Below are 15341 nucleotides of genomic sequence, written 5' to 3'. Positions count from 1 at the left end.
TCCTCAGCGGCGTTCGACGTCGCGCGCATGGTGCACGAGGTCGTGCAGGAAGTACCGCGCCATGGAGCCGATGGTGAACGCGGAACCGTTGCTGCGCAAGGCGGCCCGGTCGTGTTCATCGCCCGGCACCGCTTCGAAGGCGCTGGCGACCACGTCGACCGCGGCGGCGAGTTCGGCTGCCACGGTGGCGGTCTCGGCCGCGCCGTAGTTCTCGGCGAGCGCGGTGGCGTCCTGGTCCCAGTTGGCGAACATGGGAATCCCGTTGTCCCCCACGGTGACCGCGGTGTCGTAGGCGGCGATCGCCGGCCCCGGCCGGGGCCCGCCGGTGCGCGCGATGTCGAGCCGATGGGTGAAGATCCGGCACACGTCGCGTACGTGGGCCGCGTATTCGAGCGCGGACCAGGTGGAGTCGTCGGGCCGGACCCGCGCGTCCGGCCGTTCCAGCGCGGCCAGCAGCCGCGTGACACTGTCGCGGGCCGACCCCGGCACCGCCGTGAAGGCGATGGCGTCGGGGTCGAACCCGCAGTCGGCGCAGGTGCGTTCGAGCACCCAGGTCCAGTCTTTGGCGTCGGGAACGATCGGCATGGCCCCCAACTTACGGTGGCAATTGTTTGTCGGCCACCAATATTCAGCCAGCCGCCGTCGAGATGGCGACAGGTGTGCCGTCACTCCATCAGCTGGTGCGCCTTGCCGAACAGTTCGAGGGTGATGGCGTGCAGGAAGTCCCCGACCTGCTTGGGCGCCTTGCCCGCGAAAGCCCGGGCATGGGTGCCCTCGAGGACGATGCCGAGCTTGAAGCAGGCCAGCACGGTGTACCAGGTGACGTGACTCAGGTCGCGGTCGGAGAACCGCCCGTAGTGGGCGATCATCTCCTCGGCGGTGGGCAGGCCGCCGACCGCGCCCAGGGTGCCGATCAGGGCCGCGCCGGTGGTGCCCGGTTCGGGGCGGGTGGCGATCTGCCAGCCCAGGTCGAGCAGCGGGTCACCGATGGTGGACATCTCCCAGTCGACCATGGCCACCACGTCGGGGCCGTCGAAGGAGAACATCATGTTGGCGAGGTGGCAGTCGCCGTGCAGGATCCCGGCTTTGGGCTGCGCCGGCCGGTTGCGGTCGAGCCAATCGCCGACCCGCTGGACGCCGGGGATCTCGGGGCCGGGGTAGCCCTCGTTGACGCTGTAGGAGTCGAGTTCCTTGAGCCAGCGCGGCACCTGGCGTTCCAGGAAGCCCTCGGGCTTGCCGTAGTCGGCCAGGCCGAGCGCCTCGTGGTCGAGGGAGCCGAGCCGCGCGATGGCCTCGACCGCGGACAGGCCCATCTTCCGCCGCACCTCGGGGTCGCCGGCGTGCAGTTCGGGCAGTTCATTCTGCGGGTTGAAGCCGGTGATGGGTTCCATCAGGTAGAACGACGCGCCGAGCACGGATTCGTCGGGGCAGGCGGCGATCACCTTGGGGGCGCGGATCTCGGTGTCGCCGAGGGCGCCGAGGATGCGGGATTCGCGCTGGATGACGGTGTTGCTGGCGGTGCGCAGATGCTTGGGCCCGCGCCGCAGCACGTAGTCGCGGCCACCGCGCCGGAAGCGCAGCATGATGTTCTGAGTGCCGCCGCCGAGCGGCTTCACCTCCTCGAACTCGCCGCCGGGCAAGCCCTGCTCCTCCATCCACTTTCCGACGATGGCGAAATCGACGACGTCACGATCCACTTCGGACGGCTGCGCAACAGACATGCCGACCATTGTGCCGTAGTCGGCCGGCCGAACTGAAGGCGTGTGCCAGCAGTAGTGGCGGGCGACTCGTTCGCGCAGGTCGGAGCGCGGTGTTTCGACACGGCAGGCGTAATGTGCTGGGTCAAATGCGCACGCTGTTGATCGATAACTACGACTCGTTCACCTACAACCTGTATCAGCTGATCAGCCGGGTGAACGGGGTCGAACCCGTGGTCGTGCGCAACGACGAGGCGGGATCGATCGAGGAGCTCGGGCTCGAACGATTCGACAATATTGTCATCTCCCCCGGGCCGGGACGGCCGGATGTGCCCCGCGATTTCGGCATCTCGGCGGCATTGATCGCGGAGTCCGACCTCCCATTGCTGGGTGTATGCCTGGGCCATCAGGGCATCGTGATCGCGGCGGACGGCGAGGTGGTCACCGCACCGCGGGCCCGGCACGGGTATCCGGATCTGATCAGCCATGACGGCCGCGGCCTGTTCGCCGATGTGCCGCAGGGATTCTCGGCGGTGCGCTATCACTCGCTGTGCGCCGCCCAGCCGGTCCCGGCGGCCCTGGAGATCACGGCCACCGCCCCCGATGGCGTGATCATGGGCGTGCGCCACCGCACCCGCCCGCAGTGGGGTGTGCAGTTCCATCCCGAGTCCGTCTCCAGCGAGCACGGCAAACAGCTGCTGCGCAATTTCGCCGAGCTGACCGCCGAATACCATCGGGGACAGGGCGTCTCCCTGCCGTCCGAGCGAACGCCCTTGGCTCACAGTCCGATCGAGGCCACGGCCACGCGCCCGGTCGACGCACCCGTCCACTACCTCGTCGAACGGACCGTCGTGGAGCGCGCGGTCGACGCCGAGGCCGTCTTCGACGCCCTGTACGCCCATTCCCCCCACGCCTTCTGGCTCGACAGCGAACACGTGGAGCCGGGCCTGGACCGCTTCTCGTTCCTGGGCGACGCGTCGGGCCCGCTGGCCGAGGTGGTCGGCTACCGGGTGGGCAGCGGCCACGTGGAGATCGAGTCCGCGGCCGGGCGACGCACGGTCCCCGGCAGCGTGCTCGACTACCTGTCCGCCGAGCTGCGGCGCCGCCGGATCGACTTCCCGGACGTCCCTTTCGATTTCGCGGGCGGCTACGTCGGCTACCTCGGTTACGAGATGAAGGCCGACTGCGGGGCCCCCGCACCGCACCGCTCCCCCACCCCCGATGCCCAGTGGATCTTCGCCGACCGCCTGATCGTGGTGGACCACGAGGCGGGCCGCACCCACCTGCTGGCCCTCACCGAACCGGAGGCCACCGCCGCCGCCCGGGGCTGGCTCGCCACCACCCGCGCCGTCGTGGAAACCCTTCCGACATGGGAGAACCCGCCGCTACTGGAGCTGCGCGCCGACGAGGCGACGGTCGCGCCGCTGCTGACCCGGGGCCGTGCCCGCTATCTGGCCGATGTCGCCGCCTGCCAGGAGCAGTTGCACGCGGGCGAGTCGTATGAAATCTGCATCACCGACAGCGCGTATCCGCCGGGCGACGCCGACGGTCTGACCGTGTATCGCACGCTGCGCCGTTGCAATCCGGCCCCCTACGCGGCCTTCCTGCGCTTCGCGGACCTGGAAGTCGCCTGCTCCTCCCCCGAGCGCTTCCTCAAGCTGGACCGGGCCCGGACCGTGGAGAGCAAGCCGATCAAGGGCACCGCGAAGCGCGGCCACACACCCGCCGCGGACGCGGAGATCGCCGCGGACCTGGCCCGCGACCCGAAGACCCGCGCCGAGAACCTGATGATCGTGGATCTGCTCCGCAATGATCTGGGCCGGGTCTGCGAGGTCGACTCGGTGCACGTGCCCGAGCTGATGGCCGTCGAGACGTACACGACGCTGCACCAACTGGTCTCGACCGTCCGCGGCAGGCTGCGCCCGGAGCTGGATGTCGTCGATTGCCTGCGCGCCTGTTTTCCGGGCGGCTCCATGACCGGCGCGCCGAAGCTGCGCACCCTCGAGATCATCGACGCCCTCGAAACCGAGGCCCGCGGCGTCTATTCGGGCACGATCGGCTTCCTCGGCCTGGGTGGCACGGCAGACCTGAACATCGTCATCCGCAGCGCGGTCCGCTACGACGGCCGGTGGCGGATCGGCGCTGGCGGCGCGGTGGTCCTGGATTCCGATCCCGAGGGCGAGTACCACGAGATGGTGTGGAAGGCCGCGGCCGCGCTGCGCGCCCTGCCCGGTCTGGGCGTCCCGCCGCGCGCTCCGCTCCCCCTGGCCTGACCGCCGCGGTCACCTCACTTGCGGCGGCGGGACTTCTCCTGCGGCGGTTCGGGTTCCGGATTGTCACGGCTGCCGGTGAGACGGCCCAGCAGCGAGACGCCGGGGAGCTTGTCGAGTCGCTCGAGGATGTCCTCGCCGAGCGCCGTGACCGATTCCAGCCGGGTCAGGACGCGGTCGTAGGCGACGAAAGCCGGTTCGGCCAGCGCGAGGGTGCGGTCGAGCCGGTCGATGGTCGAGTTGAGGCGTTCGACCGCGATGGTGAGGCTCTGGATGAGGTCGGGCAGCTGCGCCGCGAGCTGGATGGAGGCGGGCGGCAGCCGGACCGCGGTGTCGAACGCGGTCGAGGCGGTGACCTGCGCCGAGTCCAGGGCCAGCCCGGCGGCGTTCTGGGCAGCCTCGACGGCGGCCTGCGCCGCGGCCAGGATGTCGCCGGCGGTGGGCACCCGCGCGCCGGCGCCCTTGCCGCGCGGGGCGGGGTTCTGCTGGTCGCTCCCCTTGGGGTTGGTCATCCCTCTACTGTGCCGCACGATTTCCGGATCGGCCGTGAGCGCGGGCGTGCGGTTTCGCCGGTGGCTGGTGGCCGTTTGTGTCGGTGGCTCGTGGCATAGTGCCACCACGATGAAACTGACCAAGGGTGAGCGAACGACGGTTCCGACATCGCTTCTGACGGTTGTGCTTTCGTGGCGGTCGTCGCATGCGGTGCGGGCGCAGGCCGTCCTGGTGGCGGAGCACGGCCGGGCCCGGTCCGACCGCGATTTCGTCTGGTTCGACGCGCCCCGCCACGTCTCGCAGGCGGTGACGCTGGATCGCGAGCCCGCGGCGGGGACCGCCCGGCTGTCGGTGTCGCTACCGCGGACCGGGCCGGACATCGCCGGGATCGTCGTCATCGGATCGGTGGACGAGTCGGCCGTCGAGGCCGAGGACGCCGCTCGGCTCTCCCCGGGCGCGGCGGCTCCGGGCCGAGGATCCGCCGGGTCCGGCCGAGGTTTCGCCGGGGTCGACGGGCTGACGCTCACGGTGTTCGACCATGACAGCCCCGTGGTCTCCTACCCGGTGGCCGTGGCGGATACCGCTGCCGCCCTGGTACTGGGTGAATTCGCGCGCGCCGAGGGCGGGTGGAAGTTCCGGGGGCTGGCCGATGCCGGGGTGAGCCTGGCCGGGCTGGTGCGCGAATTCGGGGTGCGGATCGATCCCGCGCGCACGGTCCGGGCCGAGCCGCGCCGCACTCCGCCGCCGCCGGATCCCGAACGGGCCGACTGGCATCCGGACCCGCGTGATCCGGCGCGTCTGCGCTGGTGGGACGGCACAACCTGGACCACCTCGACCCGGCCCGTCGTCGTCCGCGACGCCCGCCACTGCCCGCGCTGCGGCACGCCGCGTAAAGGGCTGCTCGGCGCGGCGGCCGGACTGTTCGGGTCGGCGTCGCTGTGCCGCGAATGCGCCACCGAGACAGCCGATTACCTGCGCGGATGGCGGCAGCGCGCCGAGCGGGTGCTGCGTGCCCCGGGCCCGCGCGAGGATCGGGTCGCCCCGTCCGGCGCTGCCGACGGCGATTGGGAAGCGCTGTGGACCGAGTTGCGATTGCAGCGGATCGAGCGTGCGGTAGCCGTCGATCCGCTGCGCCCGATCGCCGGTGCGCACCTGGAACGCGTGGTCGCCTTCACCCTCGCCGACGGTGTGGTCGAGCAGTCCGATCTGGACTCCTTCGAGGACATCGCCGGGGAACTGTCGCTGTCGGACCCGCGCATCGAGGAGCTGCGCCGCCGCCTGCACCGCGGCCGTCTGCTCACCCGCCTGCGCTCGGGTGAACTCCCACAGCAGCCCGCCACCGGCCTGCACCTGGACCCCGACGAGCGCGTCCACCTGAACCTGCCCGCCGTCCATGTCCGCCAGCTGGCCCGCGGCCCCAAACGCACCGAGGGCCGCCTGATCGTCAGCAACCGCAAACTCCGCTTCACCGGCCCCGATACCGGCATCGAGATGCCCTGGGCCCGAGTGGTTTCGGTGACTCCCGCCGCCGGGCGGATCGAGATCTCGGCAACCTCCGCGCGCGGCGGCGCGATCCTCGAGCTCGCCGATCCGGATTACGCGGCCGCCGCCATGGAGGGCGCGCTACGGGTGGCCAAACGCCTGGCCCTGACCCCCGGCCGCCGCGACACCCGTTCGGTCCCACCGGACGTCAAGGCCGTGGTGTGGCAGCGCGACGGCGGTAAGTGCGTCGAATGCGGCGACACCCACTACCTGGAGTTCGACCACATCATCCCGATCAGCCGCGGCGGCGCGACCAGCCCCGCCAACCTGCAGATCCTGTGCCGCGCCTGCAATCGCACCAAGGGCGCGCACATCTGAGCCCGGCATCCCACCGCGCCACCCCGCGACAGCGCACCGAATATAGGTAGTCGAACCCTGTGGGCAATCGAACACCATGCGATGAATCATGTTGAGCGCCATCCCTTGTAGTTCTAGCGTCCGAGACGAGCAGGTCGAGAAAGGGGAGTCGAAATGCAGGTAGCAGTGGTGGGCGGCACCGGAACCCTGGGCGCGCCGGTGGTCCGCGAGCTGGCGGCCCGGGGCCACACCGTGCGGGTGCTGAGCCGGTCCGCACCGGCGGACCCGGTGCCGGGGACCGAGCATCACGCGGTGGACCTGGTGACCGGTGCGGGCCTGGACGCGGCGCTCGAGGGCGTCTACGCCGTGGTCGACGCCGGTAATCACCGCGGCCCGCGCAGCGCCCGCACCATGGTCGAGGGCGTGCGCGGCCTGCTGGCCGCCGAGCAGCGCGCGAAGGTCGGCCACCACGTGGAGATCTCCATCGTCGGCTGCGAGCGGGTCCCGTTCGCCTACTACCGGACGAAGGTCGCCCAGGAGCGCACCGTCACCCAGGGCCCGATCCCGTGGACGCTGCTGCGCGCCACCCAGTTCCACGAGCTCATCGACGAACTGCTGGGCGGCGGCGCGAAGTTCCGGATCGCTCCGCACAGCGCCATGCGTTTCCAGCCGGTCGACGTGACCGCGGTGGCGGGCCGGCTCGCCGACGCGGTGGAGGCCGGGCCGTCGGGCCGGGTCCGCGATGTCGGCGGACCGGCCGTGCAGACCCTGGCCGAACTCGCCGAACTCCGCCGCCGAACCCTCGGCCAGGCCCTGCTGCCCTTCCCGGTGCCGCCCATCGGCCGGGCCATCCGGCGGGTGCGCGACGCTGCGCTGTGCCTCGACTCCGCTGGCGAGGCAGTGTCTTTCGACTATGCCGAGTGGCTGCGCCGGCGATACGCGAAGCCGGTGAGCTGACCTGCTTCCATGGTGGCGGCGCCGGGGCGGTATGGGCATCCGGAATCGCCCGGAGAATCCCCTGAACCGGGCCTACCACCCCCGGACGGTCAGCGCTTGACCCGCAGAACCGTTGGTTCGGCGCAGAATTGGGCCGTGGCCTGGTCCGGGCTGAGCCCGGTGCGGGCCAGCCCGCCGGTGTCGACGACCTTGCATTCGCTGCCGCCGACGTGACCGGTGCCGTCGTCGAGGAAGTGGATCTCCACGGTGACGAGCGGGTGCAGGACGGCGGCGTCGAAGGTCCAGAACTGGATGTTCCACAGTTCGTAGGAGTCGCGGGCGGTGATGACGGTGTAGCCCGCGGCGGAGGTGTCGATGCCGATTCCGGCGAGTTCGCCGGAGCGCTGAAGCTTGCCGTCGGGCGCCGCGTGGTAGATGACGTACCGGATATTGGCGGTGGCGGCCATGACCGGGATGATCAGCTCGTCGCGGCCGTCGTTGTCGACGTCGCGCAGGCGCGGTTCGGTCGTGCCGACGGCCGGTTCGGTCAGGGTCTGGAGGGTGACGCCCTCGGGGTCCAGGGTGGTGACGGTGACCGCGCTCTGCTGTCCGTGGCCGTGGTGGCGGACCTCGAAGGTGAGTCCGGCGCTGTCGTGTGACTGCAGGTAGCAGTCGGGAGGCGTTGCGGCGGAACCGATATCGCCGCACGGCTCCAGGCCGGAGACGGGGGCGGGCGGGTCGGTGGCCGCGATGTCGCGGGGTGCGCTGGGTTGCGGGTCGAGGTTGCCCGCCAGGGGCGCGCTGGGACGGGCGCAGGCGGCCAGTGCCAGTGTCGCGGCGGCGACCAGGACGCCGGCCGCGAGATTCCTCCCCATGACAGTGAGGATAGCGACGAATCGCCCAGTCACCCGCACGGCGACGAGGCACCGGGACCATACACGCGACATCATGTGCACACCTGCGCACCTATTGGCTTATAGTGGCGGCATGCTCGTAGTCCTGCGCCATCCCCAGTTCCGCAAGCTGTTCACCGCCCAGGTCGTCGCCCTGGTCGGCACCGGCCTGCTGACCGTCGCGCTGGGCCTGCTCGCCTACGAGGTGGCGGGCGGCCAGGCGGGGGCGGTGCTGGGAACCGCGCTGGCCATCAAGATGGTGGCGTATGTCGCTGTGGCGCCGGTCATCTCGGCGCTCACCGCGCGGCTGCCGCGCCGCCTGGTGCTGGTGTCGGCGGACGCGGTGCGGGCGGGAATCGCGCTCATGCTGCCGTTCGTCACCCACACCTGGCAGATCTACGTGCTGATCGCGCTGCTGCAGTCGGCCTCGGCGACCTTCACCCCGGCGTTCCAGTCGCTGATCCCGTCGATCCTGGTCGACGAGGAGGACTACACGCACGGCCTGTCCCTGTCGCGCCTGGCCTACGACCTGGAGTCGCTGCTCAGCCCGATGCTGGCCGCCGCCCTGCTGACGGTGATCAGCTATCACTCGCTGTTCGTCGGCACCGCCGCGGGCTTCGTGGCGTCGGCGCTGCTGGTGGTGACCACCCGACTCCCGCGCCTGGACCCGGCCGACCACTCGGCCCCGCTGCTGGAGCGCATCACCGCGGGCGCGCGCATCATGATGAACCGCCCGGTGCTGCGCGGCCTGCTGGCCCTGAACATGGTGGTGGCCGCCGCCTCCTCGCTGGTCATCGTGAACACCGTTGTGTACGTGCGCGACCGGCTCGACGGCTCCAATACCGGTGTGGCACTCGCGCTGGCCTGCTTCGGGTTCGGATCGATGGCGGTGGCGCTGTCGACCCCGCGACTGCTGACGCTCCTCCCCGACCGGCGATTCCTGCTGACCGGCGCTGCTCTGCTGCCGCTGGGCCTGATCGCCGCGTCCCTGCCGCCCCTGCTCCCCCACACCGCCGGGACGATCGTGCTGGCCCTGACCTGGCTGTTGCTCGGCGCGGGCACCTCGATGATCAGCACCCCGTCGGCCCGCCTGCTGCGCGCCCAGACCCAACTCTCCGATCGCACAGCCGTTTTCACCGCCCAGTTCTCGCTGTCGCACGCCTGCTTCCTGGTGACCTATCCGATCGCGGGCAAGCTGGGCGCGCTGGCAGGTCTGCCGACCACGGCCATCGTGCTGGCCGCGCTCGCTACACTGGCAGCGACGACCGCGGCGCGGGTCTGGCCCGCGTCCGTCCCCGCCGACATCGAGGCGGTGCCCGCGGCAGGAAGGTGATCAGGTGAGCAAGGCCGAATCGCTGCCCGCCGCCACTCCCAGCCTCACCCATCCGGTCGCTCCGGACGAGGCCCGGCTGGATGTGGCCACCGAGACCTTCCGCATGCTCTCCGATCCGACCCGCCTGCACATCCTGTGGATCCTGGCCGCCGCCGAGGCCGATGTCTCCGCGCTCACCGAGGCCTGCGGCGCGTCCCGGACCGCGGTCAGCCAGCATCTGGCGAAGCTGCGCTTCACGGGCATGGTCGACACTCGCCGTGAGGGACGCCGCATCATCTACCGGATTCGCGACGGCCACCTGGCCCGCCTGGTCCGCGAGGGCCTCAACCATGCCGATCACGTCGTGACCGGCGAACCCTCCCACGAGTAACCATCCCCCGGACCTGCGCTCCTGGTCAGTGGGACGTGGTATCGCCGTGTACCCGCATTCGCCGCGACGATATGCCTATTCGAAATATCGCCGGACGAATAGTGAGAGGTCGCGCGCATGCATCCCGAGCAGGGCAGCCCATTCGATGTCATCATCATCGGGGCCGGATTCGCCGGACTGTACGGCGTCCACCAGGCGGCGAAGGCCGGATTGAACGTGCTCGGCCTGGAGGCCGGCGAGGGCGTGGGCGGCACCTGGTTCTGGAACCGCTACCCCGGCGCGCGCTGTGACGTGGAGAGCGTCGACTACTCGTACTCCTTCGACGAGGACCTGCAGCAGAGCTGGACCTGGACCGAGCGGTTCGCCGCGCAGCCGGAGATCCTCGACTACATCAACCACGTGGCCGACCGCTTCGAACTGAAGCGCCACTACCGCTTCGGCCAGCGCGTGATCGGCGCGAGCTTCGACGACGCCGCCGCCGTCTGGACGGTGCGCACCGAGCGCGGCGACGAATTCCGGTCGCAGTTCGTGATTTTCGCGACCGGCTGCCTGTCCGCGCCGATCAAGCCGAACATCCCGGGCATCGAATCCTTCGCGGGCGAGGAGCTGTTCACCGCGCAGTGGCCCGAGCAGGGCGTGTCCTTCGAGGGCAAGCGGGTCGGCGTGATCGGCACCGGTTCCTCGGGCATCCAGGTGTCGCCGATCATCGCGCGGGAGGCGCAGGCGCTCACCGTGTTCCAGCGTTCGGCCAACTTCAGCGTCCCGGTCCCGAACCGCCCGTGGACCGAGGCGGAGCAGACCGATATCCGCGCCACCTACCGGCAGCGTCGCGAGAAGTCCTACTACGCGGGCGCGGCCACGCCGCACGCCTCGTTGGAGACCAAGGCCCTGGAGATGAGCGCCGAGGATCGGGCCACGGCCATGGAGGACCGCTGGAACGGCGGCGGCGTGCTGTTCAACAAGGTCTTCCCCGACCAGAACAGCGATATCCGCGCCAATGAGCTGGTGCGCGAGTTCGCGGTCGCGAAGATCCGCGCCAAGGTCGACGATCAGGCCGTCGCCGACGACCTGATCCCCAGCGACCACCCGATCGGCACCAAGCGCATCTGCACCGACTCGGGCTACTACGAGATGTTCAACCGGCCCAATGTGTCGCTGGTGAACCTGCGCCGCGAGGCGATCGAGGAGGTCACCCCGACCGGTATCCGCACCGCGGACCAGTTCATCGAGCTCGACACCCTGGTCTACGCCACCGGTTTCGACGCCATGACCGGCGCGCTGCTGCGCATCGACCTGCACGGCGCGGGCGACGCCCGCCTGGGCGACCTGTGGGCCGACGGCCCGGTCACCTACCTGGGCTTCGGCATCCCCGGCTTCCCGAACATGTTCAGCATCAACAGTGTCGGCACCCCGTCGGTGATGGCGAACATGGTGCTGCACTCGGAGCAGCAGCTGGACTGGGTGCTGGCGCTGGTGCAGCACTGCCGCGCCAACGGCATCCGCACCGCGGAGGCGCGGTCGGAGGCGGCGGTCAAGTGGACCGATCACCTGCTGGAGGTCGCCGAGGGCACACTGTTCGTGAAGGCCAACTCCTGGTACATGGGCGCGAACGTGGAAGGCAAGAAGCGCGTGTTCATGCCCTACATCGGCGGTTTCGGCAACTACCGCCGCTACTGCGACGACGAGCGCGACAACGGCTACCCGAACTTCGAGCTGACGGCGTAATCGACCGCGGAGACCGGCTTGCTTCCCTGGGGGGCAAGCCGGTTTCGCTGTTTCAGGCGGGCAGTCCCAGCCCGGCCGCCAGCACCGGCCACGACTGCTTCACCGCTTCCTGCCAGTAGCCCCAGGAGTGGGTGCCGGTGAGCGTGAAGAAGCAGGTGGCGGGAATGCCGAGCCACTCGAGCCGGGCCGCGAGATGGTGGCTGCAGTAGTCGGTGGCGGCTTCGATGCTGCCCCCGAGGGTCAGCTGGTCGATCCAGCCGTCGAGGCCGGGCAGGGTGTGGGGGCCGCCCGGGAGATCCCATCGGCCCGGCAGCCCGGATCCGCTGGAGAGGAACAGATTCAGGCCGCGCAGCTGATCGGCGTGCAGGAAGGGATCATTGGCCGCCCACTCGGGATCGCCCGCGGGCCCGTACATGTTCTCCGGGTCACCGCCGCCCTTCTCCACCACGGTGCTCACGAAATGATGGCCCAGCGGGTCGCTGATCTGGGCGCAGCCGCTGTAGGACGCGACCGATCGATACAGCCCGGGTGCAGCGATGGCCAGTTGCAGCACCGAGGTGCCGGCCATGGACAGGCCCGCGATCGCGTTGCGCCCGTTGCCGTTCAGTTCGCGGTCCACGACCGGCGGCAGCTCCTGGGTGAGGAAGGTCCGCCATTTGTTCACGCCCAGAACGGGATCGGGCTCGCGCCAGTCGGTGTAGTAGGTGTAGTCGCCGCCGATCGGCGCCACCACGGTGACGTTCTTTCCGGCCAGGAAGTCCATCGCGTCGGTCGCGGTCTGCCAGTTCACCGCGCCGGCGCCGCCGCCCGCGCCGCCGAGCAGGTAGAGCACCGGGACGGGCTGCGACGTGTCGGCGGCGCGATGCACTTCGACCTGGATGTCGCGGCCCATGGCGTCGGAATGGACCGACAGTGTCTGGAGGCGCGCGTCGGCGGTGTCGGGTTCGGCGGCGGCGGTGCCCGCGGCGGTCGTGAGCAGGAGGGTTGCGGCCACGGCGGATAGTGCTCTGACCAGGGCATTTGTCGATCGCACGGTGTCTCCTTCGGCGATGGAACTATGCCTGAGGGTACGATTCCGCGCCGCCGGTCAGGGCCGGATTCCACCCCCGGTGACCGCACTGTGGCCGTCCCGCGACCACCCCGATCAGGCGGGCAGGCCCAGACCGGATGCCAGGACCGGCCACGACTTCTTCAGCGCGTCCTCCCAGTACCCCCAGGAGTGGGTGCCGGTGGGCGTGAAGTCGTAGGTGGCCGGAATGCCGAGGCCGTCGAGCTTGACCTTCAGATTGTGGGTGCAGTAATTGGTGGCGGCCTCGAGCCCGCCGCCGAGGGCGAGCTGGTTGATCAGGCCGCCCGCACCGGGCAGGGTGTGCGGGCCGTCGAGGGTATCCCATTCGCCTGGCATGCCGGATCCGCTGGAGATGAACAGATCCAGGCCGCGTAGCTGATCGGCGTGCAGGTAGGGATCATTGGCGGCCCATTCCGGATCGCCTTGGGGGCCATACATGTTCTTGCTGTCACCGCCGCCCGCGGCGACGACCATATTGACGAAGTTGTAGCCGAGCGGATCGCTGATCTGGGCGCAACCGCTGTAGGCGGCCACCGATTTGTACAGGCCCGGCGCGGCGATGGGCAACTGCAACACCGAGGTGCCCGCCATGGACAGACCCGCGATGGCATTGCGCCCGTTGGTGTTCAAGGCCGCGTCGATGAGCGGGGGCAGCTCCTGGGTGAGGAAGGTCGTCCACTTGTTCACGCCCAGTGTGGGATCCGGGTCACGCCAGTCGGTGTAGTAGCTGAACGCGCCGCCGACCGGCTGCACCACATTGACGTTCTTGTCGGACAGGAAGTTCAGGACGTCGGTGCGTTTGCGCCAGGTCGCGGTGTCGGCGCCGCCGCCCGCGCCATTGAGCAGGTACAGCACCGGGGTGGGCCCCGAGGTGTCGGCGGCTCGTTGCACGTCGACCTGGATGTTCTTGTCCATGGCGGCCGAATAGACCTGCAATGTCAGGTTCCGCGCATCGGTGGGCTTGCTGGAGGCGATGCGGGAGCCGTCGGTGGAGGCCCCGGCGTAGTCCACCGAGGCGCCCGGGTCGGCCCAGGCGGCACCCGCGGCCATTGGTAGCAGAACGGTTGCGGTCAAGGCGAGTACTCCACTGCCCCAGATCTTCGTTGAACGCACGCTTTCTCCTTCGGCAGTGTTTTCCAGCTTGTTACGACTCAGCGCCTCACCTTGCCGATCTCGTCTAAGTAATTGCTGGCTCGAAACTGAGTGGCGGCTGAGAACCCCGGTCAGCGGCTGTCAGCGCACTGTCGGTGAGCTGTCAGCGCCGGTCGGCATCGTCATGGACATGACACAGACCACCACTTCCGACGCCGCTCTGACCGCTTTCGTCGAGGCCACGGCCGCGCGGTACGACATGCCGGGCATCGCCGTCGGTATCTGGACGGGCGGCCGTGAGATCCACGCCACGGTCGGCGTGACCAGCATCGAGAACCCGGTTCCGGTGACCGAACACACCGTGTTCGCGATCGGCTCGACCTCCAAGACCTTCACCGCCACCGCGCTGCTGCGCCTCGTCGCCGACGGCCGGGTCGACCTCGACGCGCCGGTCCGCGCCTACGTTCCCGAGCTCGATCTGCTCGACGAGCACGCCGCGGCCACCGTCACGGTCGCGCAGCTGCTCAACCACACCGCCGGGTTCGAGTGGAACCTGATCAACAACACCGGCGAGGGTGAGGACGGGCTGGCCGCGTTCGTGGCGTCGCTGGCCGAGCTGCCGCTGCTCGCCGCGCCCGGTGAGCGCGCGTCCTACAGTCAGGCCGGTTTCAACCTGCTGGGCCGCGTCATCGAGAACGTGACCGGCGAGCCGTTCGAAAAGGTCGTCGCCGACACGGTTTTCGCGCCGGTCGGGCTGACCGAGAGCCACTACTTCCAGGGCGACATCATGACCCGCCGTTTCGCGGCCGGGCACGAACGCCGGCAGGACGGGACTCTCGAGGTGGCGCGGGTCTGGAAGGGGACCCGCGCCAACAATCCCGGCGGCGGCATCGGCGCCACGGTGTCGGATCTGTTGCGCTGGGGCCGATTCCACCTCGGCGACGGCCGCGGCGCGCACGGTGAGACCGTGCTGCCCACCGACCTGCTGCGCGCCATGCGGGAGCCGACCGTCACGCTGCGCAACAGCACCCTCGCCGACGCGTTCGGCCTGTGCTGGATGCTGCGCGACGTGGACGGGGTCCGTATGGCCGGGCACGGCGGTTCCGGGTTCGGCCAGTTCGCGGACTTCCAGCTGGCGCCGGAGCGCGATTTCGCGATCGTGGTGCTCTCCAATGCCGGCCCGGACGGTATTCCGGCCAACCAGGCCATCGTCCGCTGGGCGTTGGAGCACTACCTGGGCGTGGTCGACCAGGACCCGGTGCCGGTGCCGTTCGACGCCACCCGCGTCCGGGAGCTGTCGGGCGTGTACGACATCGACGCCATGACCATGACCTGCTACGCCGAGGGCGATCAGCTGTACCTGGACTGCAAGGTCAAGCCGGAGATCCGGGCCGCCGGGGGCGCGGAGATCCCGCAGGATCACCCGCCGTTCCCGTTCGGCATCCTGCCGGGTGACGGGGACGAATATGTGATCACCGCGGGGTCTTTCGAGGGTCAGCGCGGATTCTTCAGCCGGGACGCCGGCGGGCAGATCTCCGGCGTGGATCTGGCCGGGCGACTGTTCGGCAGGGTGTCCTGAACGGCACGCATCGACAGCGCCGCCCCTTGCCGGGTCGGCGCTGTCG

General features: G+C 69.9%; 13 protein-coding genes. 7 read left to right on the top strand and 6 right to left on the bottom strand.

Going from position 1 to position 15341, the window contains the following annotated elements; genetic code table 11:
- Window positions 1-3: 3 nt before the first annotated feature.
- Window positions 4-585: a DinB family protein gene (locus tag ACFRAQ_RS07125; RefSeq protein ID WP_379095159.1), complete on the bottom strand. Its 582-nt coding sequence runs from the start codon at window positions 583-585 to the stop codon at window positions 4-6.
- An 80-nt stretch (window positions 586-665) separates the two neighbouring features.
- Window positions 666-1730 carry a phosphotransferase family protein gene (locus ACFRAQ_RS07120; RefSeq protein WP_379095156.1) on the bottom strand — a complete coding sequence of 355 codons (1065 nt, stop codon included), beginning with the start codon at window positions 1728-1730 and terminating at the stop codon, window positions 666-668.
- Between the two features lie 116 nt (window positions 1731-1846).
- Between ACFRAQ_RS07120 and pabB the strand changes: the two genes are divergently transcribed.
- The gene (gene pabB / locus ACFRAQ_RS07115; protein WP_379095154.1) at window positions 1847-3970 is read left to right on the top strand and encodes an aminodeoxychorismate synthase; all 2124 of its coding nucleotides are present in this window, start codon (window positions 1847-1849) and stop codon (window positions 3968-3970) included.
- A 14-nt stretch (window positions 3971-3984) separates the two neighbouring features.
- On the opposite strand, the gene ACFRAQ_RS07110 is transcribed toward pabB, so the two are convergent.
- The gene (locus ACFRAQ_RS07110) at window positions 3985-4479 is read right to left on the bottom strand and encodes a hypothetical protein (RefSeq protein ID WP_379095152.1); all 495 of its coding nucleotides are present in this window, start codon (window positions 4477-4479) and stop codon (window positions 3985-3987) included.
- 109 nt (window positions 4480-4588) lie between these two features.
- Between ACFRAQ_RS07110 and ACFRAQ_RS07105 the strand changes: the two genes are divergently transcribed.
- Window positions 4589-6319, top strand: coding sequence for an HNH endonuclease (locus ACFRAQ_RS07105; protein WP_379095149.1), 1731 nt, complete (start codon window positions 4589-4591; stop codon window positions 6317-6319).
- A 153-nt stretch (window positions 6320-6472) separates the two neighbouring features.
- Window positions 6473-7255 carry an SDR family oxidoreductase gene (locus ACFRAQ_RS07100; protein WP_379095147.1) on the top strand — a complete coding sequence of 261 codons (783 nt, stop codon included), beginning with the start codon at window positions 6473-6475 and terminating at the stop codon, window positions 7253-7255.
- Window positions 7256-7344: 89 nt separating this feature from the next.
- Here ACFRAQ_RS07100 and ACFRAQ_RS07095 read toward each other — a convergent pair whose 3' ends face one another.
- Window positions 7345-8109, bottom strand: coding sequence for a hypothetical protein (locus ACFRAQ_RS07095; protein ID WP_379095144.1), 765 nt, complete (start codon window positions 8107-8109; stop codon window positions 7345-7347).
- Window positions 8110-8221: 112 nt separating this feature from the next.
- Here ACFRAQ_RS07095 and ACFRAQ_RS07090 point away from each other — a divergent pair, with 112 nt between their 5' ends.
- The 3 genes from ACFRAQ_RS07090 (at window position 8222) to ACFRAQ_RS07080 (ending at window position 11555) form a co-directional block, all read left to right on the top strand.
- Window positions 8222-9460, top strand: coding sequence for an MFS transporter (locus tag ACFRAQ_RS07090; protein WP_379095141.1), 1239 nt, complete (start codon window positions 8222-8224; stop codon window positions 9458-9460).
- 4 nt (window positions 9461-9464) lie between these two features.
- Complete coding sequence (locus tag ACFRAQ_RS07085; RefSeq protein WP_357278405.1) at window positions 9465-9830, top strand: metalloregulator ArsR/SmtB family transcription factor; 366 nt, start codon at window positions 9465-9467, stop codon at window positions 9828-9830.
- Window positions 9831-9947: 117 nt separating this feature from the next.
- On the top strand, window positions 9948-11555 hold the full coding sequence (locus ACFRAQ_RS07080) for a flavin-containing monooxygenase (protein ID WP_379095137.1): 1608 nt from the start codon (window positions 9948-9950) through the stop codon (window positions 11553-11555).
- Window positions 11556-11607: 52 nt separating this feature from the next.
- Here the strand turns inward: ACFRAQ_RS07080 and ACFRAQ_RS07075 are convergent, their stop codons facing one another.
- Complete coding sequence (locus ACFRAQ_RS07075) at window positions 11608-12588, bottom strand: alpha/beta hydrolase (RefSeq protein WP_379095134.1); 981 nt, start codon at window positions 12586-12588, stop codon at window positions 11608-11610.
- 111 nt (window positions 12589-12699) lie between these two features.
- Entirely contained in the window at window positions 12700-13674 is a 975-nt protein-coding gene (locus tag ACFRAQ_RS07070; protein ID WP_379095870.1) for an alpha/beta hydrolase, read from the bottom strand.
- A 232-nt stretch (window positions 13675-13906) separates the two neighbouring features.
- Here ACFRAQ_RS07070 and ACFRAQ_RS07065 point away from each other — a divergent pair, with 232 nt between their 5' ends.
- Entirely contained in the window at window positions 13907-15295 is a 1389-nt protein-coding gene (locus tag ACFRAQ_RS07065) for a serine hydrolase domain-containing protein (RefSeq protein WP_379095131.1), read from the top strand.
- The last annotated feature ends 46 nt before the right edge of the window (window positions 15296-15341 follow it).

This window comes from Nocardia sp. NPDC056611 (assembly GCF_042792755.1).
GTDB lineage: Bacteria > Actinomycetota > Actinomycetes > Mycobacteriales > Mycobacteriaceae > Nocardia.
The sequence above is the reverse complement of the archived record's forward strand: the minus strand, read 5'-3'. Positions and strand labels throughout refer to the sequence as shown.

Excerpts from the sequence above, each read along its gene's own strand:
- ACFRAQ_RS07100 (WP_379095147.1), top strand. The coding sequence starts at position 6,473 with ATGCAGGTAGCAGTGGTGGGCGGCACCGGAACCCTGGGCGCGCCGGTG.
- ACFRAQ_RS07120 (WP_379095156.1), bottom strand. The coding sequence starts at position 1,730 with ATGGTCGGCATGTCTGTTGCGCAGCCGTCCGAAGTGGATCGTGACGTC.
- ACFRAQ_RS07065 (WP_379095131.1), top strand. The coding sequence starts at position 13,907 with ATGACACAGACCACCACTTCCGACGCCGCTCTGACCGCTTTCGTCGAG.
- ACFRAQ_RS07095 (WP_379095144.1), bottom strand. The coding sequence starts at position 8,109 with ATGGGGAGGAATCTCGCGGCCGGCGTCCTGGTCGCCGCCGCGACACTG.
- ACFRAQ_RS07090 (WP_379095141.1), top strand. The coding sequence starts at position 8,222 with ATGCTCGTAGTCCTGCGCCATCCCCAGTTCCGCAAGCTGTTCACCGCC.
- ACFRAQ_RS07125 (WP_379095159.1), bottom strand. The coding sequence starts at position 585 with ATGCCGATCGTTCCCGACGCCAAAGACTGGACCTGGGTGCTCGAACGC.
- ACFRAQ_RS07105 (WP_379095149.1), top strand. The coding sequence starts at position 4,589 with ATGAAACTGACCAAGGGTGAGCGAACGACGGTTCCGACATCGCTTCTG.
- ACFRAQ_RS07110 (WP_379095152.1), bottom strand. The coding sequence starts at position 4,479 with ATGACCAACCCCAAGGGGAGCGACCAGCAGAACCCCGCCCCGCGCGGC.
- ACFRAQ_RS07080 (WP_379095137.1), top strand. The coding sequence starts at position 9,948 with ATGCATCCCGAGCAGGGCAGCCCATTCGATGTCATCATCATCGGGGCC.
- pabB (WP_379095154.1), top strand. The coding sequence starts at position 1,847 with ATGCGCACGCTGTTGATCGATAACTACGACTCGTTCACCTACAACCTG.
- ACFRAQ_RS07070 (WP_379095870.1), bottom strand. The coding sequence starts at position 13,674 with ATGGCCGCGGGTGCCGCCTGGGCCGACCCGGGCGCCTCGGTGGACTAC.